The sequence below is a fragment of the Caballeronia sp. LZ043 genome, from assembly GCF_031451075.1.
In the GTDB taxonomy this organism is placed as follows: domain Bacteria; phylum Pseudomonadota; class Gammaproteobacteria; order Burkholderiales; family Burkholderiaceae; genus Caballeronia.
Genome location: NZ_JARUXT010000001.1, coordinates 1,375,829 through 1,396,851, shown reverse-complemented (window position 1 = coordinate 1,396,851; position 21,023 = coordinate 1,375,829). Strand labels below are relative to the sequence as shown.

At 65.0% G+C, this 21,023-nt stretch carries 17 protein-coding genes; 13 read left to right on the top strand and 4 right to left on the bottom strand.

Features of this window, described 5'->3' with window-relative positions; genetic code table 11:
• The first annotated feature begins 445 nt into the window (after positions 1-445).
• The 3 genes from QCE64_RS06290 (at position 446) to QCE64_RS06280 (ending at position 3,475) form a co-directional block, all read left to right on the top strand.
• Positions 446-1,795 carry an Nramp family divalent metal transporter gene (locus QCE64_RS06290; RefSeq protein WP_310003104.1) on the top strand — a complete coding sequence of 450 codons (1,350 nt, stop codon included), beginning with the start codon at positions 446-448 and terminating at the stop codon, positions 1,793-1,795.
• Positions 1,796-1,952: 157 nt separating this feature from the next.
• The gene (locus QCE64_RS06285) at positions 1,953-3,200 is read left to right on the top strand and encodes a phospholipase A (protein ID WP_309915747.1); all 1,248 of its coding nucleotides are present in this window, start codon (positions 1,953-1,955) and stop codon (positions 3,198-3,200) included.
• A gap of 71 nt (positions 3,201-3,271) precedes the next feature.
• A complete protein-coding gene (locus tag QCE64_RS06280; protein ID WP_309808206.1) occupies positions 3,272-3,475 on the top strand; it encodes a DUF1289 domain-containing protein in 204 nt (67 codons plus the stop codon).
• Between the two features lie 72 nt (positions 3,476-3,547).
• On the opposite strand, the gene QCE64_RS06275 is transcribed toward QCE64_RS06280, so the two are convergent.
• The 4 genes from QCE64_RS06275 to QCE64_RS06260 all read right to left on the bottom strand — a co-directional run bounded on the left by QCE64_RS06275 (position 3,548) and on the right by QCE64_RS06260 (position 9,384).
• A complete protein-coding gene (locus QCE64_RS06275) occupies positions 3,548-5,140 on the bottom strand; it encodes an ABC-F family ATPase (RefSeq protein ID WP_309915744.1) in 1,593 nt (530 codons plus the stop codon).
• Between the two features lie 198 nt (positions 5,141-5,338).
• A complete protein-coding gene (gene thrC / locus QCE64_RS06270; protein ID WP_309915743.1) occupies positions 5,339-6,784 on the bottom strand; it encodes a threonine synthase in 1,446 nt (481 codons plus the stop codon).
• A gap of 13 nt (positions 6,785-6,797) precedes the next feature.
• Entirely contained in the window at positions 6,798-8,120 is a 1,323-nt protein-coding gene (locus QCE64_RS06265; RefSeq protein ID WP_310003101.1) for a homoserine dehydrogenase, read from the bottom strand.
• A 25-nt stretch (positions 8,121-8,145) separates the two neighbouring features.
• Positions 8,146-9,384, bottom strand: coding sequence for a pyridoxal phosphate-dependent aminotransferase (locus QCE64_RS06260; RefSeq protein WP_309808201.1), 1,239 nt, complete (start codon positions 9,382-9,384; stop codon positions 8,146-8,148).
• A gap of 562 nt (positions 9,385-9,946) precedes the next feature.
• Here QCE64_RS06260 and QCE64_RS06255 point away from each other — a divergent pair.
• From QCE64_RS06255 to QCE64_RS06210, 10 genes are all read left to right on the top strand, one after another.
• Positions 9,947-10,321 (top strand): Mth938-like domain-containing protein, encoded by a 375-nt coding sequence (locus tag QCE64_RS06255; RefSeq protein ID WP_309915738.1) that lies wholly within the window; start codon positions 9,947-9,949, stop codon positions 10,319-10,321.
• Between the two features lie 300 nt (positions 10,322-10,621).
• Positions 10,622-12,295 (top strand): glycosyltransferase family 39 protein, encoded by a 1,674-nt coding sequence (locus QCE64_RS06250; RefSeq protein ID WP_310003099.1) that lies wholly within the window; start codon positions 10,622-10,624, stop codon positions 12,293-12,295.
• Positions 12,296-12,391: 96 nt separating this feature from the next.
• Entirely contained in the window at positions 12,392-12,763 is a 372-nt protein-coding gene (locus tag QCE64_RS06245) for an SMR family transporter (RefSeq protein ID WP_404987300.1), read from the top strand.
• Between the two features lie 72 nt (positions 12,764-12,835).
• The gene (locus QCE64_RS06240) at positions 12,836-13,987 is read left to right on the top strand and encodes a DegT/DnrJ/EryC1/StrS aminotransferase family protein (protein WP_309915732.1); all 1,152 of its coding nucleotides are present in this window, start codon (positions 12,836-12,838) and stop codon (positions 13,985-13,987) included.
• A 67-nt stretch (positions 13,988-14,054) separates the two neighbouring features.
• Positions 14,055-15,092: a glycosyltransferase gene (locus QCE64_RS06235; RefSeq protein ID WP_309808196.1), complete on the top strand. Its 1,038-nt coding sequence runs from the start codon at positions 14,055-14,057 to the stop codon at positions 15,090-15,092.
• Positions 15,089-16,087: a formyltransferase gene (locus tag QCE64_RS06230; RefSeq protein ID WP_310003097.1), complete on the top strand. Its 999-nt coding sequence runs from the start codon at positions 15,089-15,091 to the stop codon at positions 16,085-16,087. The genes QCE64_RS06235 and QCE64_RS06230 overlap by 4 nt, the downstream gene beginning before the upstream one ends.
• On the top strand, positions 16,084-17,130 hold the full coding sequence (locus QCE64_RS06225; RefSeq protein WP_309915726.1) for a bifunctional UDP-4-keto-pentose/UDP-xylose synthase: 1,047 nt from the start codon (positions 16,084-16,086) through the stop codon (positions 17,128-17,130). Before QCE64_RS06230 ends, QCE64_RS06225 begins: the two co-directional genes overlap by 4 nt.
• A 15-nt stretch (positions 17,131-17,145) precedes the next feature.
• The gene (locus tag QCE64_RS06220; protein ID WP_309915724.1) at positions 17,146-18,042 is read left to right on the top strand and encodes a polysaccharide deacetylase family protein; all 897 of its coding nucleotides are present in this window, start codon (positions 17,146-17,148) and stop codon (positions 18,040-18,042) included.
• A gap of 81 nt (positions 18,043-18,123) precedes the next feature.
• Positions 18,124-18,585, top strand: a complete 462-nt coding sequence (locus QCE64_RS06215; RefSeq protein WP_309915722.1) for a peroxiredoxin — start codon at positions 18,124-18,126, stop codon at positions 18,583-18,585.
• A 397-nt stretch (positions 18,586-18,982) separates the two neighbouring features.
• Complete coding sequence (locus QCE64_RS06210) at positions 18,983-20,836, top strand: PhoH family protein (protein ID WP_309915719.1); 1,854 nt, start codon at positions 18,983-18,985, stop codon at positions 20,834-20,836.
• The last annotated feature ends 187 nt before the right edge of the window (positions 20,837-21,023 follow it).

Below are 21,023 nucleotides of genomic sequence, written 5' to 3'. Positions count from 1 at the left end.
GACAAAAATTAACGGGCCGCCTGTCGCACAAAATCTACAACCACGCGGCACGTCGGTCCGGAAGTCTTGCGCAGCAAGCTTCGACGAGGCAAACCGCACCCGCGGGGAGCGCGCATTTTAGCCCCTAATCGCCCCCTGCGGCACCTGATAAAACCACACTCGCCACAGGGACCGCGGGCGCCTTGTGCCGATGGGGTGTCATTATCTGTGGTCGGCTGCCGGCATGCCCTTCCCTTGCCCGCCTTTCAGTTTCTTTCAGGCGGCAAGCGGAACAATGGGCTGCGGCATCCGACCACGAATAGCCAGCGGAACAGTTGTTGCGAGCCAATTCGACGAGCGCCGCCTAGGCGGCTCGCGACGAGCGCCGTGCATGCGGCGCGTCCAGAACCCGCAACGACCGCACGTCATCGCTGCGCCGTTGCCCGCTATTCGAGGCCGCCTTCGCATGAACACCAACCCGTCCACGCTTGGCGCACTGTCCGCCGCGCAATCCGACGCGCAGTCGCACCCGGCGAATCTGGACGAGCGGGACGCCCCACGCCGGCGCGGGCCGCGCTCGGGCGGGCGCTGGTATTCGTTCGCCGGCGCGGGTGCGCTCGTCGCCGTGGGCTACATGGATCCGGGCAACTGGGCGACAGCCCTCGCCAGCGGCGCGCGCTACGGTTATTCGCTGCTCTTCGTCGTGCTGGTTGCAAGCCTGATGGGCATGCTGCTGCAATGGGTGGCCTCGCGCGTGGGCGTCGTCACGGGCCGCGATCTCGCGCAGCTGTGCCGTGAACGTTTCGGCCCGCGCACGAACTTCGCGCTATGGGTGGCGTGCGAGATCGCGATCATCGCGTGCGACGTAGCCGAAGTAGTCGGCAGCGCGGTGGCGTTGCAGCTGCTGTTCGGCATCTCGCTCACGGCGGGCGTGCTGTTCTCGGCGGTCGGCACGTTCGCGATGCTCGCACTGCAAAGCCGCGGGCGACGGCCCTTGCAGCGCGTCGTGACCGCGCTGATCCTGTTCGTGAGCGTCTGCTTCGTGGTCGAACTGGCGCTGGCGCATCCGTCATGGAGCGACGCGCTGCGCGGCGTGGCGCCCTCGCCCCAGCTCGTGCGCGATGCGGGCATGCTGTGGCTCGCCGCCGGCGTGCTCGGCGCCACGGTGATGCCGCACAACCTGTATCTCCATTCCACGCTCGTCAGGGGCCATGCGCGCGGCCGCGACGACGTGTCGATCGGGCAGGCACTGCGTGGCGTGAACATCGATACCTTCGCGTCGCTCGGTCTGGCGTTCGTCGTCAATGCGTCGCTGCTGATCGTGGCCGCGGCCGTGTTTCATGCGAGCGGCCACACCGAAGTCGAAGATCTCGCCGATGCCCACCGGCTGATTGCGCCCCTCGTCGGCAGTCAATGGGCGGGCGTCGTGTTCGCGGCCGCGCTGCTCGCCTGCGGTCTCAATGCGACCGTCACCGGCACGCTGGCCGGGCAAGCCGTGATGGAAGGCTTTCTGCGCCTCAAAATGGCGCGCTGGGCGCGTGCGCTGACGACGCGGGCGCTCGCGATCGGTCCGGCGCTGGTGGCGGTGGCGTGCTTTGGCCAGCACGGCTCGAACACGCTGCTGGTCGCGACGCAGGTCGTGCTGAGCCTGCAACTGCCGCTGGCGGTGATTCCGCTCGTCAGCTTCGCGTCCGATGCGCGGCTGATGGGCCGCTGGCGCGTCGCACGCCTGCCGCTCGCGCTGGCGTGGGGTTGCGCGGGTGTGATCGTCGCGTTGAACGGCGCGATGCTCTGGCAGGCGGTGTTTTCGGGTTAAATCTGGCTGTTTCCGTGCAAGTGGGGCGTCGAGGCATGATTTTCGCTATCTCATCCCGACGCGCGGCATTTCTTGCCGCTTCGTCGGACCGCGCCGGACCACGCCACAGCACGCCGCAGCGTGCTGGATTTCGCCTGCAACAGGACACTGACCAGACATGCCTTACCGCCCACGACGGCTTTCTCCCGCTCACGCCCTGCTGCTCGCCACGTTGTGCGCGAGCGGAGCTGCTCACGCTACCGTCGCCGTGCTGCAACCCGCGCGCGAAGCGGCGGCTTCCCAGCCGCTCGAACTGACGCTGCTTTATACCGATGACGACGCAAAAGCACTCGCCGTCGATGTGCCGAAACAACTGACCGTGAATTTGACCAACGGCGACCTGCCGCCCGCGCCGTTGACGCTCACGCGCGATCCCAAGGTGCCCGACCGTCTGCGGCTCGCGCCGGGGCAGTATCGACGGGTGCGGTTTTCAGCGCCGTGGCCGGATGCGGCGCGCGGCACCGTGAAGATCGATCCGGTGGGCTTCGACGCCTCGCCGATGCTGGTCACGATCAACCGCGGCGAGTCGCAGACGCAGGTGGCGGCCGCCGAGCATCGCGAAACGCAGGCGACCACGCCCTCGCAACTCGCGACCGCAACGGCCGCGGCCAACACGCAGGCGGCGCCGACCTCGACCGCGGATACCCTGCTGTCGGGCCGCTTCTCGAGCTTCGAGCCGATCTATTTCGCCGATGGCAAGAACGGCGACAACCTCGCGAAATTCCAGTTCAGCTTCAAGTACCGGCTGCATTTGCCGGACGATCCGCGTTCGCGCGGCTTCCTGGACAACCTCTACTTCGGTTACACGCAGACGGCCATCTGGAATCTCTCCGCGGAGTCGGTGCCGTTCCGCGACATCAGCTTCCAGCCGCAGCTGTTCTACTACGTGCAGGACACGGGCTGGAACAGTCCGCTCTATACGCGCATGGGCATGGCGGCGGGTATCGGGCATGAATCGAACGGCAAGAGCGGCGCGGATTCGCGGGCGATCAACATCGCCTTCGTGCGGCCCACCTGGGAATTCGGCGACCTCGACAGCAATCACCTGACGCTCTCGCCGAAGTTCTACTATTACCTGTCGAAGTCGGGAAATCAGGACATCGCGGATTATCGCGGTTATGTGGACTTTCTCGTGAAGTACGGCAGCCCGGAGGGCCTGCAACTCGCGACCACGCTGCGCAAGGGCACGAAGCACTGGTACGGCAGCGTCGATTCGCAGCTCACGTATCCGCTGGCCAAGCTGATCGGGAGCGCATGGGGCGGGTATCTGTTCGTGAGCTACTTCAACGGCTACGGCGAGGATATCCTCGATTACAACCAGCGACATCACTGGATCGCGCGGATAGGCTACAGTATCGCGCGCTGAGTTTTCTTTTGTTTCCGATCGCCTGGTCGCCGGGCCGCATTGCGGACGGCGGCGGGCCATGACCCGTTCTTATGTCTTCCATTCTTCACGATCAGCCCGACAGCCCGTGCATCGGCGTGTGTTCCACCCTCTTCGACGATGTCTGCAAAGGCTGCGGCCGGACGGCCGTCGAGGTGTCCAACTGGGTGTTTCTCTCCGATGAGGAGAAGCGCGTGGTCTGGGAACGCATACGGCGCGAAGGCACCGCGATGCGGTTCCGCAACGACCATCTGTAAATCTGGAAGCAGACGCAAAAACGGCCCGCTCTTGCGAGACGGGGCGTTGCATTTGACGCGCAGTTGCCGGACTTACTGAATCCCCTGGCTCGCCAGGAAGTCCTCGTAATTCCCGCCGAAGTCCCGCAACGTGCCGTCGGTCTTCACTTCGATGATCCGGTCCGCCAGGCCGCTCACGAACTCGCGGTCATGCGACACGAAGATCAGCGTGCCTTCGAACTTCTCGAGCGCGATCTGCAGCGACTCGATCGATTCCATGTCCATGTGATTGGTCGGCTCGTCCATCAGCAGCACGTTGTGGCGGCCGAGCATCAGCTTGCCCCAGATCATGCGGCCCTTCTCGCCGCCCGACAGCACCTTCACGTTCTTCTTGATGTCGTCCGCATTGAACAGCAGACGGCCGAGCGTGCCGCGCATCATCTGCTCGTCGTCGCCTTCCTTGCGGTACTGGTCGATCCACTCGGTCAGCGTTTCGTCCTTCGGAAACTCTTCGTACGTGTCCTGCGGCATGTAGCCGACATTCGCGTTCTCGGCCCATTTCACCGTGCCGTGATCGAGGTCCAGCACGCCCTTGAGCGACTTGAGCAGCGTGGTCTTGCCCGCGCCGTTCTCGCCGATGATCGCGATGCGTTCGCCCGGCTGCACCGACAACGAAAAGTTCTGGAAGATGGTGCGGTCGTACTTCTTGGTCAGGTCTTCCGCCACTACCGCGATGTTGTGCAGCTTCTTTTCGAACTCGAAGCGGATGAACGGGTTCTGACGCGACGACGGCTTGAATTCCTCGATCTTGATCTTGTCGATCATCTTCAGACGGCTGGTGGCCTGACGCGCCTTCGACTTGTTGGCCGAGAAGCGCCGCACGAAGTCCTGCAAGTCCGCCACGCGTTCCTTCGCCTTCTGGTTGGCGGCCTGCTGACGCTCGCGCGCCTGCGTGGAGGCCAGCATGTAGTCGTCGTAGTTGCCCGGCCAGACCTTCAGCGTGCCGTAGTCCATGTCCGCCATGTGCGTGCACACCTGGTTCAGGAAGTGGCGATCATGGGAGATGATGATCATCGTCGAGTTGTACTGGTTGAGCACGTCTTCCAGCCAACGGATCGAGTTGATGTCCAGGTTGTTGGTCGGCTCGTCGAGCAGCAGCACGTCGGGCTTCGAGAACAGCGCCTGCGCCAGCAGCACACGCAGTTTCCAGCCCGGCGCCACATTGCTCATCGGGCCGTTGTGATCGCTTATGTTGATGCCGATGCCCAGCAGCAGCTCGCCCGCGCGCGCCTCGGCCGTGTAGCCGTCGTATTCCGCGAACTTGGCTTCCAGGTCCGCCGCGCGCATGTAGTCGTCGTCGGTGGCGTCGGGGTTGGCATAGATCGCGTCGCGCTCGGTCATCGCGGCCCACATCTCGGTGTGGCCCATCATGACGACGTCGAGCACGCGCATGTCTTCGTAGGCGAACTGATCCTGGCGCAGCTTGCCCAGGCGGACGTTCGGCTCCAGCATCACGTTGCCGGAACTGGGCTCGAGATCGCCGCCCAGAATCTTCATGAAGGTGGATTTGCCGCAGCCGTTCGCCCCGATCAGCCCATAGCGATTCCCTCCGCCGAACTTGACCGAGATATTCTCGAAGAGGGGCTTGGGCCCGAATTGCATGGTGATGTTGGCGGTAGACAGCACGGCGCGTCCTTTCGAATGAAGTACGACGAAAAACCTGAGATTTTAGCAGCTTTTGGCGGGCTTTGAGCCTTGTTCAGGCCCGGAAGGCCTTCGCGCGTGCCGCAAAAGCGTGCGTCAAAACGATTCGGGGCGCAGCGATGCCCGCTGCGCCCCGTGCGTTCCCGCGACGCTCCGCCCGTGGCGGATGCGCTCCTGTGGTCAGGTGCGCTCGGCGATGAACGCTTTCACGACGTCTGCATCCGCAGGAACGATATCGAACCTTTGTGGCAGTTTTTCAAGTCCCGCGAACGCCGCCGGGCGCTCCGGCTCGCGATTCAGCGCTTCGCGGATCGTTTCGCCGAACTTGATCGGCTGCGCGGTTTCGAGAACGATCATCGGCACGCCGGGTTTCAGGTTTTCGCGCGCGACCTTCACGCCATCCGCCGTGTGGGTGTCGATCATCGTGTGATAACGCTCGAACACGTCGCGAATGGTGTTCACGCGGTCGTCGTGCCCGCTCTTGCCCGACACGAAGCCGAATTCCTTCACGCGCGCGAAGTCGCCGCTCGCGGCGAGGTCGAAGCCGCCCTTTTCCTCGACGTCGTGGAACAGTTGCAGCACGCGCGCAGGATCGCGTCCGAGCAGGTCGTACACGAAACGCTCGAAGTTCGACGCCTTCGAGATATCCATGCTCGGGCTCGTGGTGTGATACGTCTCCGCCGCGCCGCGCACGCGATACACACCGGTGCGGAAGAACTCGTCGAGCACGTCGTTCTCATTCGTGGCAACGACCAGCTGGTCGATCGGCAAACCCATCATGCGCGCGATGTGTCCCGCGCACACGTTGCCGAAATTGCCCGACGGCACCGTGAACGACGCCTGCTGGCTGTTGTCCGTGGTCGCCGCGAAATAGCCGCGGAAGTAGTACACGACCTGCGCGACGACGCGCGCCCAGTTGATCGAATTGACCGTGCCGATCTTGTGGCGCGCCTTGTAGGCGTGATCGTTCGAGACGGCCTTCACGATGTCCTGGCAATGGTCGAAGTTGCCTTCCACCGCGAGGTTGAAGATGTTGGGATCCTGCAGCGAGAACATCTGCGCCGTCTGGAACGCGCTCATCTTCTTGTGCGGAGAAAGCATGAACACGCGCACGCCGGCCTTGCCGCGCATCGCGTATTCGGCGGCGCTGCCGGTGTCGCCGGAGGTGGCGCCCAGGATGTTCAGCGTCTCGCCGTGTTTCGCCAGCGCGTACTCGAACAGGTTGCCGAGCAGCTGCATGGCCATGTCCTTGAATGCGAGCGTCGGACCGTTCGACAGCTCCAGCAGCGACAGCGCCGTGCCGTTCTCGACGCCGAGCGTCCTGAGCGGCGTGATCTGCACCGCGCTTTCCTCGTGGCGCACGTTGCTGTACACCTGGGCGGTGTAGGTCTTGCGCGTGAGCGAGCGGAGATCGGCGGCAGGAATGTCGTCGCTGAACTTAGAGAGCACCTCGAACGCGAGATCCGCGTACGACAGCGTGCGCCAGCGCGCGAGTTCGTCGGCGCTGACCTTCGGATACTCCGCCGGCAGATACAGCCCGCCGTCTTTCGCGAGTCCGCCCAGCAGGATGTCGGAGAACGTGTGGCGCTCGTTGCTGCCCGCGCCGCGCGTCGAAATGTAGTTCATGTCACGTACCTGATCAGTTGAGCGCTTCCATGCGCAGCTTCGTCACCTTCGAGACCACCGTGGACAGCGCCTCGATCTCCGCGATCGCCGCGTTCACGTTCTTTTCCACCGTCTCGTGCGTGATGAGGATGATGTCGGTCTCGCCCTTGCCGGCGCCGTCCACTTCCTCCGATTCCTTCTGCAACAGCGCGTCGATGGAAATGCCCTTGTCCGCGAGGATGCGCGTGATGTTGGCGAGCACGCCGGTCACGTCGGCGACGCGCAGGCGCAGGTAGTAGCCGCTCGTCACGTCGTCGATCGGCAGGATGGGCGTGTTCGACAGGCTGTCCGGCTGGAACGCCAGGTGCGGCACGCGATGCTCCGGATCCGCCGTATGCAGGCGCGTCACGTCGACGAGATCCGCGACCACCGCCGATGCCGTCGGCTCCGCGCCCGCGCCCTTGCCGTAGTACAGCGTGGTGCCGACCGCGTCGCCATGCACGACGACCGCGTTCATCGCGCCCTCGACGTTCGCCAGCAGGCGCTTCGCCGGGATCAGCGTGGGATGCGTGCGCAGCTCGATGCCCTGCTCCGTGCGCCGCGCGATGCCCAGCAGCTTGATGCGGTAGCCGAGGTCTTCGGCATAGCGGATGTCGATGGCGGCAAGCTTGCTGATGCCTTCCACGTAGGCCCGCTCGAACTGCACCGGCACGCCGAACGCGATGGCGCTCATGATCGTGACCTTGTGCGCGGCGTCGACGCCTTCGATGTCGAAGGTCGGGTCCGCTTCCGCGTAGCCGAGTTCCTGCGCGGCCTTGAGCGCGGTGGCGAAGTCGAGCCCGCGATCGCGCATTTCGGAGAGGATGTAGTTCGTGGTGCCGTTGATGATGCCGGCGATGTACGCGATGCGGTTCGCCGTCAGGCCTTCGCGCAGCGCCTTGATGATCGGAATGCCGCCGGCCACCGCGGCTTCGAACGCGACCATGACGCCCTTGGCGCGCGCGGCTTCGAAGATTTCCGTGCCGTGCACCGCGAGCAGCGCCTTGTTGGCGGTGACCACGTGCTTGCCGTTGGCGATGGCGCGCAGCACGAGTTCGCGCGCGAAGCCCGTGCCGCCGATCATTTCGCAGACGATCGCGATGGACGGGTCGTCCACCACCGCGTTGAAGTCGTCCGTCACCGGGATGCCCTGCGCCGTGGCCGCTTCTGCCTTGGACGGCGTGCGCACGGCGATGCGCGAGATTTCGATGCCGCGACCCGCCCGGCGTTTGATTTCTTCCTGGTTGCGGCGCAGCACCGTGAAGGTGCCGCTGCCGACCGTGCCGAAGCCCAAAAGTCCTACTTTGATCGGTTCCATGCAGCGTGCTTCTTTAAAAGGGAAATTAAGCGGAGTGGCGTTTGCGATAACCGTCGAGGAATCGTGCGATGCGATTCACGGAGTCGGCGAGGTCGTCGACATTCGGCAGGAAAACCACGCGGAAGTGATCCGGCGTCGGCCAGTTGAAGCCCGTGCCCTGCACCAGCAGCACGCGCTCCTCCAGCAGGAGATCCGTGATGAACTGCTGGTCGTCCTGGATCGGGTACATCTTCGGATCGAGGCGCGGGAACATGTAGAGCGCCGCCTGCGGTTTCACGCAGGTCACGCCCGGAATGGCGGTGAGCATGTCGTAGGCGAGCTCGCGCTGCTTGTAGAGGCGTCCGCCCGGCAGGATCAGGTCGTTGATGCTCTGGTAGCCGCCGAGCGCCGTCTGGATCGCATACTGGCCCGGGACGTTCGGGCACAGGCGCATCGACGCCAGAATGCCCAGCCCTTCGAGATAGTCCTTCGCGCGGCGGCGGTTCTCTTCGATCAGCCCGGAAATGGCCATCCAGCCCGCGCGGTAGCCGCACGAGCGATAGCTCTTCGACAGGCTGTTGAAGGTCACCGTGATGACGTCTTCGGAGAGCGCGGCCATCGACGTGTGCGTGAGGCCGTCGTAGATGATCTTGTCGTAGACCTCGTCGGCGAAAATGATGAGGCCGTGCTCGCGCGCGATCGCAATCAGGTCCAGCAGCAGCTGATCCGAGTACAGCGCGCCGGTGGGGTTGTTCGGGTTGATGACGACGAGCGCCTTGGTGTTCGGCGTGATCTTCGCGCGGATGTCGTCGAGGTCGGGCATCCAGCCGTTGCCTTCGTCGCACAGGTAGTGGCGCGGCGTGCCGGCCGAGAGACTCACGGCCGCCGTCCACAGCGGATAGTCGGGGGCGGGCAGCAGGACTTCGTCGCCGTCGTTGAGGAGCGCCTGCATGGCCATGACGATCAGCTCGGACGCGCCGTTGCCGATGTAGATGTCGTCCAGTCCCACCCCTTCCACGCCCTTCTGCTGCGTGTAATGCATGATCGCCTTGCGCGCGGCGAACACGCCTTTCGAATCCGAGTAACCCGACGAACCCGGCAGGTTGCGGATCATGTCCTGGATGATTTCATCGGGCGCCTCGAAACCGAACGGGGCCAGATTGCCGATATTGAGCTTGATGATGCGGTGGCCTTCTTCCTCGAGGCGCTTCGCGTGCTCGAGCACGGGTCCGCGAATGTCGTAGCAGACGTTTTGCAGCTTGTTGGATTTCAGAATCGGTTTCACGGCGGGCGCTCTGGTCTGGATGTGTGGACGGACGTTGTCTGGTTCGGTGCGGCTTGGGCGTCGTACTCGCCGGTTTTGCACGCGGGTGTTACACGCGGTGTTGCACGCCAAAGGTTGCGCGATTCCGGCCCGGTCATCCGTGCGTCCAGCCTCGCGCGCGGACAGCGTGCGGACGAGCGTGGCAGACCGGGATGGGGAGCCTGGGCTTCGAAAGCGACTTCAACCTGGGCTGATGAGTTTCGGGCAAGCCGCCCGGGCGCCGGACGACATATTCTAGACGCAGCGCCGGGTAGGCTTGAGCGTTGCGGACCGGAGACTAAGCCGGAGGCGGCGATTGCGCGCGATGGCGGCTTGTGGCGGCAGCGAGCGCAACGGGCGGCGCGAGCGGGCCCGGCAGCCGGAAAGTTATAATTTACTGATTATGGCTCCGTTGCGCAATGCACCAAAGTCGCGCCGCCGCGCCCTGCGGGCGGGCGCGAGTGACCTGGCCGGCGCGTCCGCACGCCTGCACGTCGCGTAACACCTGCCGGGCCCTTCATCCCTTCCCTGCCGGATCACTGTTTTGAAACTTCACCAGGATTCCACCAGCGCACTCAATACCATCACGAGCTACGGAGACGGTTTCGTCGCGATCAACCTCGAACGGCACGAAGGCAGCGTGATCGTGATGCCCGAAACGCCGGTGACCGCATGGCCGGTTGCGTCGTTCGACGCGCTGGCCCCCGAGCACTTCCAGGCGCTGATCGACGCCGCGCCCGAGGTGGTCATCTTCGGCAGCGGCACGCGCCTGCGCTTTCCGCATCCGCGCCTCACGGCGAGCCTGGCGCAGCATCGCATCGGCGTCGAAACGATGGACTTCGGCGCCGCCTGCCGGACCTACAACATCCTCATGTCCGAAGGCCGGCGCGTGGCGGCGGCCTTGCTGATCGAGCGCTGATCGATCCGGAGGCAAACGCCAGAAGTGCGCTAAGGAACCGTTAAGGAACGGCTGGCAGACTCCGGCCGCGCGCCTGAATTCGGTGCAGGCTGCGGTGCAGGCGAGCACGCTCCAGCAGGGTGCGCCGTGGCGTACTGCTAAACTCCCGCCCGGCATTCATGGCAACGGACCGCAGGACGCCGGACCGTCGCGGCGGCAACGCAGACGCGCCCGGCGCCGCGAATACCCCGAACCGCCGGGCGTTGCCGCCCCTTTCGTTCCACTAGCGCCGCGCATCGCGGCATCGGACAGGTCGACTTCATGAACGATACGCCTTCGCGGCTACCGCTCACCCGTCTCGCGCTCATCCTCCTGGTCCTGGCGCTCGCGCTCGTCTGGTTCGGGCCGCTGGGCTATCGCCACCTGGTGCCGAGCGACGAAGGCCGCTACGCCGAAATGGCGCGCGAGATGTTCGTGACCGGCGACTGGATCACGCCGCGCTACAACGGCTACAAGTATTTCGAGAAACCGCCCCTGCAAACCTGGGCAAACGCGCTGAGCTTCGCGTGGTTCGGCATCGGCGAATGGCAAGCTCGGCTTTACACGGCGCTCACGGGCTTCGCCGGCGTGCTGCTGGTCGGCTATACCGGCACGCGCGTGTTCAACGCGATGACGGGCTTCGCCGCCGCCGTCGTGCTCGCGACCTGCCCCTACTGGAACCTGATGGGCCACTTCAACACGCTCGACATGGCCCTGTCGTTCTGGATGCAGGTCACGCTGTGCGCGCTGCTGCTGGCGCAGCGTCCTGGGCTGCCGGCGCGCGCCGTGCGCGGCTGGATGTGGCTGTGCTGGGGCGGCATGGCCGCGGCGGTGCTGTCGAAAGGCCTGGTCGGGCTGATCCTGCCGGGCGCCGTGCTGATCCTCTATTCGCTCGTCGCACGCGACTGGGCGCTGTGGAAGCGGCTCTATATCGGCAGCGGACTGATCGTGTTCCTGGTCATCACCGCGCCGTGGTTCGTGCTCGTGCAGATGAAGAATCCCGAATTCTTCAACTTCTTCTTCATCGTCCAGCAATTTCAGAGATATCTGACGCCCGAGCAGAATCGCCCGGGCGCGTTCTACTACTTCGTGCCCGTGCTGCTGGTCGGCTTCCTGCCGTGGCTGTCGGTGGCCGCGCAGAGCGTGTGGCACGGCATCCGCACGCCGCGCCAGCCAAACGGCTTCGCGCCCGTCACCTTGCTGCTGATCTGGTCGGCGTTCATTTTCCTGTTCTTCAGCGCGTCGCACTCGAAGCTCATCTCCTACGTACTGCCCGTCGCGCCGGCGCTGGCGCTCGTGATCGGGCTCTATCTGCCGTCGCTGACGCCGCAGCGCTATCGCATGCATCTGATCGGCTATGCGGTGTTCCTGGTCGCGGCGGCGCTCGGGGCGATCTTCATCGGCCGGGCCGGCAGCGCCAACACGCCGAACGCGCTCTATCGCGTCTTCCAGCTGTGGGTGTGGGCCGGGCTTGCCGTGGCGTTCGTCGCGACGCTGGTCGCGCTGTGGCTGAACCGCCGCAGCGTCCTGGCGGGCGCCACCGGACTGGGGGCCGCGTGGCTGCTGCTGGGCACCATCGCCGGCTGCGGCCACGATGTCTTCGGCACGCAGAGTTCGGGCGTGCAGCTCGTGCCGGCCGTCAAGGCCGCGATGGCGAAACTGCCCGCCGACACGCCCTTCTATTCGATCGCCAAGCTCGATCACACGATGCCCTTCTACCTCGGCCACACGATGATCATGGTCGGCGAAGCGGACGAGCTGACCTTCGGCGTGCATGCCGAGCCGCAGAAATGGGTGCCGAGCATCGACGAGTGGGTCCGAATCTGGGATTCGGAGCACGCGGCGCTCGCGCTGATGCCGCCCTACCGTTACGACGAGCTTGAAAAACGTCACGTGCCCATGCAGGTGATCGCGCGCGACGAGCGTCGCGTGATCGTCGAGAAACCGCAGCCCTGAGCCTTCGAATGCCTTTCGGCCGCGCATTTGAAGCGCACGGCCGTGCGGCATTTGGTGGCGAACCGGGTATCCTTGTCCCGCACCCGACCTTTCACGATGAACCTGATTTCCTTCATTTGCATCATCATCGGCGTATCGTTGAACGCATGCGCCCAGTTGCTGCTCAAAGCCGGCGTGAACGCGGTGGGCCATTTCGACTTCACGCCTGCCAATATCGTGCCGGTCGGGATGAAGATCGCCACGCAGCTGCCCATCATCGGCGGGTTGAGCTGTTACGTGCTGAGCGTGGTCGTGTGGATCGTCGGGCTGTCGCGCGTGGACGTGTCGATCGCCTATCCGATGCTCTCGCTCGGCTACGTCGTCAACGCGTTCGCGGCGTGGTACCTGTTCGGCGAAGTGATGTCGATGCAGCGGCTCATCGGCATCGGCATCATCCTGGTCGGCGTGGTGGTGCTCGCGCGCGGCTGAAGCGCAGCCCGCCTCGCGTCCCGACCCGCGGCGGCCCTGTCCGGATCAATCATCAATTACAACGCATAGCCCATGACTCAAACCTCGCGGCCGTTCCTGCCTTTCGTGAAGCCCGACATCGACGAAGAAACCATCCAGGGCGTGGTCGACGTGCTGCGTTCGGGCTGGATCACCACCGGCCCGCAGAACCAGCAGTTCGAAGCGGAGCTGTCGGCGTATTGCGGCGGCCGGCCGGTGCGGGTGTTCAACTCCGGCACCTGCACGATGGAAATCGGCCTGCGCATCGCGGGCGTCGGCGCGGGCGACGAAGTCATCACCACGCCGATGACCTGGGTGTCCACGGCGAACGTGATCCTCGAAGTGGGCGCGACGCCGGTGTTCGTCGACATCGATCCGGTCACGCGCAATCTCGACCTGAACCTGCTCGAAGCCGCCATCACGCCGCGCACGAAAGCCATCATGCCGGTGTATCTGGCGGGGCTGCCGGTGGACATGGACCGGCTCTATGAGATTGCACGGGCGCACGGGCTGCGCGTGATCGAGGACGCGGCGCAGGCCTTCGGGTCGAGCTGGAACGGCAAGCGCATCGGCGCCATCGGCGACCTGGTTTCGTTCAGCTTCCACGCGAACAAGAACCTGACGTCGATCGAAGGCGGCGCGCTCGTGCTCAACAACGAGGACGAGGCGGAACTCGCGCGCAAGTACCGCCTGCAAGGCATCACGCGCACCGGTTTCGACGGCATGGACTGCGACGTGCTCGGCGGCAAGTACAACCTGACCGACGTCGCGGCGCGCGTCGGGCTGGGCCAGTTGCGCCAGATCGACCGCTTCACGGAAAAACGCCGCCAGCTGGCGCGCGCGTACTTCGACGCGTTCGAAGGCGGCGCAGCCGTGCGCCTCGGCACGGGCCTGCCGCCGCGCAACTTCAGCGACGCCAACTGGCACATGTTCCAGATCGCGCTGCCTCTGGAGCGGCTCACGCTCACGCGCGCCGAGTTCATGCAGGAGATGAAGGAACGCGGCGTCGGCACGGGCGTGCACTATCCGGCGCTGCATCTGTTCACGCTGTATCGCGCGCGCGGTTTCCACGAAGGCATGTTCCCGCATGCCGAGAAGCTCGGCGCGGCCACGCTCACGCTGCCGCTCTTCACGCTGATGGAGACCGCCGACGTGGATCATGTCGTGAAGTCCATCGATGCGATCTGCGAGCAGTTCGGACGATGAACACGCCTAGAGAAACGCTCAAGACATGCATCCGAATAACGGGCAACCCAGGGACAACCAGCGCAACATGAGTCATTTCGATTTTCCGGCGACTTCCCCCGAGCTTTCGGTGATCATCCCCGTCTACAACGAGGAAGCCGGCCTCGCCGCCCTGTTCCAGCGCCTGTATCCGGCGCTCGACGCGCTCGGCACGTCGTACGAGGTGATCTTCATCAACGACGGCAGCCGCGACAAGTCGGCCGCGCTGCTGGCGAAGCAGTTCCACGCACGCCCCGACACCACGCGCGTCATCCTGCTGAACGGCAACTACGGCCAGCACATGGCGATCCTCGCGGGCTTCGAGCAGTCGCGCGGCGAGATCGTCGTCACGCTCGACGCCGACCTGCAGAACCCGCCCGAGGAAATCGGCAAGCTGGTCGCGAAGATGCACGAGGGTTATGACTACGTCGGCACGATCCGCCAGCAGCGCCAGGACAGCCTGTGGCGCAAGAAGGCGTCGCGCGCAATGAACCGGCTGCGCGAGCGCATCACCAAGATCCGCATGACGGACCAGGGCTGCATGCTGCGCGCCTACAGCCGCCATATCATCGACACGATCAACCGCTGCGGCGAAATCAATACCTTCATTCCGGCCCTCGCCTACACCTTCGCGCAGAACCCCATCGAAGTGGACGTGGCCCACGAGGAGCGCTTCGCCGGCGAATCCAAGTATTCGCTCTACAGCCTCATCCGCCTGAACTTCGACCTGGTCACCGGCTTCTCGGTGGTGCCGCTGCAATGGCTGTCGTTCATCGGCGTGATTCTTTCGGTGGGTTCCGCGGGCCTGTTCCTGCTGCTCCTGATCCGCCGCTTCATGTTCGGCGCGGAAGTCCAGGGTGTGTTCACCCTGTTCGCCATCACCTTCTTCATGCTCGGCGTGATCATCTTCGCGCTCGGGCTGCTGGGCGAATACATCGGCCGGATCTACCAGCAAGTGCGCGCGCGGCCCCGCTATCTGGTGCAGACCATCCTCGAGGAACGCGACGGCCTGCCCACCGCCACCCGGCCGCTGCAGGACGCCGTGCAGCAGGTCGCCGTGGTCACGCGCGAGGAAGACGGCGCATGAAGCCGCGCGCAGTCGTCTTCGCCTATCACGACGTCGGCGTGCGTTGCCTGCAGGTGCTGCTCGCGCGCGGCGTGGAGGTCGCGCTGGTGGTCACGCACGAGGACAGCGCGAGCGAGAACATCTGGTTCGGGAGCGTCGCGCAGGTGGCGGCGGAGCATGGCATCGCCACGCTCATGCCGGCGGATCCGAAGTCGCCCGAGCTTCACGAGGCGGTCGAACGCCTCGCACCTGACTTCATCTTCTCGTTCTACTACCGCCACATGCTGCCGGTGGCGCTGCTGTCGCTGGCGCGTCGCGGCGCGTACAACATGCACGGCTCGCTGCTGCCGAAGTACCGCGGCCGCGTGCCCACCAATTGGGCGGTGCTCAACGGAGAGACCGAATCCGGCGCGACACTGCATGAAATGGCCGCGAAGCCCGACGCCGGCGCGATCCTCGCGCAGACGCCGGTGCCCATCCTGCCCGACGATACCGCCGCGCAGGTCTTCGACAAGACCGTGGTCGCCGCCGAGCAGACGCTCTGGCGCGTGCTGCCCGCGCTGCTGGCCGGAGACGCCCCACGCCTGCCGAACGATCTCGCCGCCGGCAGCTACTACGGCGGGCGCAAGCCGGAAGACGGACGCATCGACTGGACCCAGCCGGCCACGCGCGTCTACAACCTGGTTCGCGCCGTGGCGCCGCCTTATCCGGGCGCGTTCACGGATCTCGGCGCTGACCGCTTCATCGTCGCGCGGGCGCGGCTCGTGCCGGAAACCGGCGCACCGGGCGTCACGCCGGAAAGGCTCGGTGAGCTGCGCGGTTTGCCCCCGGGCCTTGCCGTGACGGATAATGCGCTGTTCGGCGTGTGCGGCGATGGCCGCGTCATCGCCCTCCACGAATTGCGCCATCGGCCGCTGTCCGCCGACGGTCAACCCGTGGGCGACGAGCGCGTCATCAGCCCTGCCGAATTCGCCACCGCTTTCGGCCGCCTCACTCAATCCTCTCGTCATTCATGAAAAAAGTTCTGATCCTGGGTGTCAACGGCTTCATCGGCCACCACCTGTCCAAGCGCATCCTCGAGACCACCGACTGGGAAGTCTTCGGGATGGACATGCAAACCGATCGTCTGGGCGACCTCGCGAATCACGAACGGATGCACTTCTTCGAAGGCGACATCACGATCAACAAGGAATGGGTCGAGTATCACGTCAAGAAGTGCGACGTGATCCTGCCGCTGGTCGCCATCGCCACGCCCGCCACCTACGTGAAGCAGCCGCTGCGCGTGTTCGAACTCGACTTCGAGGCGAACCTGCCCATCGTGCGATCGGCCGTGAAGTACGGCAAGCACCTGGTGTTTCCGTCGACGTCCGAGGTGTACGGCATGTGCACCGACGAGCAGTTCGACCCGGAGAACTCGCAGCTCTCCTACGGCCCGATCAACAAGCCGCGCTGGATCTACGCGTGCTCCAAGCAGCTGATGGACCGCGTGATCTGGGGCTACGGCATGGAAGGCCTGAACTTCACGCTGTTCCGTCCGTTCAACTGGATCGGCCCGGGCCTCGACTCCATCTACACGCCGAAGGAAGGGTCGTCGCGCGTGGTGACGCAGTTCCTCGGCCATATCGTGCGCGGCGAGAACATCAGCCTCGTCGACGGCGGCGCGCAGAAGCGCGCGTTCACCGACATCGACGACGGCATCGGCGCGCTGATGAAGATCATCGAGAACAAGGGCGGCGTGGCCAGCGGCAAGATCTATAACATCGGCAACCCGAAGAACAACTTCTCGGTGCGCGAGCTGGCGGGCAAGATGCTGGCGCTCGCCAACGAATATGCCGAGTACGCGGACACGGCGAAGAAAGTACAGCTCGTCGAGACCTCGTCGGGCGCGTACTACGGCGAGGGCTATCAGGACGTGCAGAACCGCGTGCCGAAGATCGACAACACGATGCAGGAACTCGGCTGGGCCCCGCAGGCCAGCATGGACGACGCGCTGCGCAAGATCTTCGAAGCGTATCGCGGGCACGTGGGCGAAGCCCGCAAGCTCGTCGAGCAGGCGTAAGCGCGAGGACGCCGCGTGGCACGCATTGTCCTCAAGATCGACGTCGATACCCTGCGCGGCACGCGCGAAGGCGTGCCCAATCTCGGGCGTCTGCTCGACCAGTACGCCGCGCGCGCCACTTTCCTGTTCAGCCTCGGTCCGGACCATACCGGCTGGGCCTTGCGCCGCGTGTTCCGGCCGGGCTTCCTGAAGAAGGTGTCGCGGACTTCGGTGGTGGAACACTACGGGCTCAAGACGCTGATGTACGGCGTGCTGCTGCCGGGACCGGACATCGGCCGCGAAGCCGTGTCGGAGATGCGCGCCATCCACGAAGCCGGCTTCGAATGCGGCATCCATACGTGGGACCACGTGTACTGGCAGGACAACGTGCGCGCGCGTGACCGCGACTGGACCGTGGCGCAGATGCAGCAGAGCCATGCGCGCTTCATCGAGATCTTCGGCGCGCCGCCCGTCACGCACGGCGCGGCCGGCTGGCAGATGAACGGCCACGCGTTCGAGCAGATCGACGCGTGGGGCATGCGCTACGCCTCCGACGGCCGCGGCCACACGCCCTACATTCCCGTGCTCGACGGCCGCACGCTGAACCACGTGCAGATGCCCACCACCCTGCCGACGCTCGACGAAGTGCTCGGCGTGGCGGGTGTCGACGAAAGCAACGTCGCCGCGCATCTGCTGAAGCACACCGAGAACAACCCGCACGACCAGGTGTTCACGCTGCACGCGGAGCTCGAAGGCCAGAAGCTCGCGCCCGTGTTCGGGCAACTGCTGGCCGGCTGGCGCGCGCAGGGACACGTCTTCGCCACGATGGGCGATTATCATGCGGCGCTGGACCGCGCGACGCTGCCCACGTACCCTGTCACGTGGGGCGAGATTCCGGGCCGCGCGGGCGAACTGATCGTCCAGCCGGGCTGAATCCGGGCCTGAGTCTCGTTCGGGCAGCGCGCGTGCGGATCGTCTCCCTCACCAACAACCCACAACAACGGAGAAGCCTTCGTGTCAGTCGCTGTCGACCAGCCCGTTCCCGATTTCACCGCACCCGCAACTGGTGGCGAGTTCACCCTCTCCTCCCTGCGCGGCAAGAAGGTCGTGCTGTTTTTCTATCCGAAGGACAACACGCCGGGTTGCACGACCGAAAGCCTGCAGTTCCGCGACCACTACGAGCTGTTCCGGAAGGCCGGCGCGGAAGTGGTCGGCATCTCGCGCGACAGCGTGAAGTCGCACGACAACTTCAAGGCCAAGCTGGAACTGCCCTACACGCTGGTGTCGGACAGCGACGAAGCCATCTGCGCACAGTTCGATGTCGTCAAGATGAAGAAGATGTACGGCAAGGAAGTGCGCGGCATCGAGCGCTCGACCTTCCTGATCGACGCCCAGGGCGTGTTGCGGCAGGAGTTCCGCGGCGTGCGCGTGCCTGGGCACGTCGAGGCCATCGTGGAGGCTGTACAAGCCATTTGAGGCACGATATATTGGTTCGCAATGAGCGCCTGTCCCTTCACTTTCCTCCTTCCCGGCACGAGCCGTCGTGCGCCCTGCGGCGCGGTCGGCATGGATCCGGGTTATCCGGGCGGTGAGGCAGCGGGTCGGCGCAGGCGCTCTGAAAGAGAAGTCAGCCGCTGGTTCCGGTAGTCGGAACGGCGGCTTTTTTATTGGGCATCGCGCGGAGCCACGCACCGCGCAATGATCCACTGACGCAATCCCGAGGAGCAGATCGACACCTAGGCGAACCGGCGTTTTCGACATTGAAGCGCGCCGCCGGGCGCAAACTGCGGCACGCGTCTCGCTGCGAGGGCGGACGAGCAGGATGCGACAGGCGGCGCACGATACACGACCCGATTCCTTTCGAGGGAACACCATGCCTTTGCCTACCGCCCCGGCCAAGCTCGGCCATCTCCTTCCGTCCGACGAGTACAAGGCCAAAGCCCGGCCTTCGAAATCGTCGAAGAAGCCCGCTGCGGCGAGCGACGACGAAGTCCATGGCGGCGCCGCCACGGCCACCGCCGAACGTCCCGCGAACGCGGCGCACACGCTGCGCGCCATCGCCAGCGAAGTGCTGACCCAGGTTCCCGCCGAAGCGCAGGTGGATGCGGCCGTGCCGCCGCCCGCGCCCGGCACCATTCCCACACGCGGCCGCAAATCGCGGCAGACCGCGGCGCTGTTGCAGCCGGCGCCCGCCGTCCGCTCGAAGCAGGACGAAACCGAAGTACGCTCCGAGCGCGTCGAGCAGGCCGATGCGCCTGTCGCGGTTGCCCCGTCGAACGCGAAGGACACGCGCGCGTCCGGCAAACGCCGCAAGGGCGCCGCCGCCGAAGCCGAATTGCGCAAGCTGTTCGTGCTCGACACCAACGTGCTGATGCACGATCCGAGCTCGCTGTTCCGCTTCGAGGAACACGACGTCTATCTGCCGATGATGACGCTCGAAGAGCTCGACAACCACAAGAAGGGCATGTCCGAAGTGGCGCGCAATGCGCGTCAGGTGAGCCGCACGCTGGACGCGCTCGTCGCTCATGCAGGCAAGATGACGGAAGGCATTCCGCTCGCCGCGCAGGGCAACCGCGACGCGCTCGGCCGCCTCTACTTCCAGACGACGCTCACCGACATCGAGCCGGTTGAGGGCCTGCCGGTCGGCAAGGCCGACAACCAGATCCTCGGCGTCGTGCGCGCATTGCAGAAGGAGCGCCCGGAAAGCCAGGTCGTGCTGGTGTCGAAAGACATCAACATGCGCATCAAGGCGCACGCGCTCGGGCTGCCCGCCGAAGACTACTTCAACGATCAGGTCCTGGAAGACAAGGACCTGCTCTACTCCGGCGTGCGCGCGCTGCCGCAGGACTTCTGGACGCGGCATGCCAAGGGCATGGAAAGCTGGCAGGACACCAAGACCGGCACCACGTATTACCGCGTGACCGGTCCGCTGTGTCCGTCGATGCTCGTCAACGAGTTCGTCTATCTCGAACCGCAGAACGGCGAGCCGTCGTTCCACGCCGTGGTGCGCGAACTCAACGGCAAGACGGCGCTGCTGCAGACGCTGCGTGACTACGGCCATCACAAGAACAATGTGTGGGGCATCACCGCGCGCAATCGCGAGCAGAACTTCGCCCTCAACCTGCTGATGAACCCCGAAGTCGACTTCGTCACGCTGCTCGGTCAGGCCGGTACCGGCAAGACGCTGATGGCGCTCGCCGCCGGCTTGGCACAGGTGCTCGACGACAAGCGCTACAACGAGATCATCGTGACGCGCGCGACCGTGCCGGTGGGCGAGGACATCGGCTTCCTGCCGGGCACCGAGGAAGAGAAGATGCAGCCGTGGATGGGCGCCTTCGACGACAACCTCGAAGTGCTCCAGAAGACCGACGACGCCGCCGGTGAATGGGGCCGCGCCGCGACGCAGGAGCTGATCCGCTCGCGTCTGAAGGTGAAGAGCATGAACTTCATGCGCGGCCGGACGTTCGTCGACAAGTACGTGATCATCGACGAAGCGCAGAACCTGACGCCCAAGCAGATGAAGACGCTCGTCACGCGTGCGGGCCCGGGCACGAAGATCGTGTGCCTCGGCAATATCGCGCAGATCGACACGCCTTATCTGACGGAAGGCAGTTCGGGGCTCACGTATGTCGTCGACCGCTTCAAGGGCTGGACGCACAGCGGGCACGTGACGCTGGCGCGCGGCGAACGCTCGCGACTCGCGGATTACGCGTCGGACATTCTGTAAGCGGCTTTACGGCTGCCATGCACGGCCCGGCGGAGCGATCCGCCGGGCCGTTTTTCATGGTGGTTCCACTCATTCCGCCGTTCCGCATGGGCAACACTTACAGCCGAATCTTCATGTAAAACTTCAACAGCGCTTGCCGCACGCCCGTGCGACGGGCTAGTATCGGCACACTGCCCTTACTGGCGAG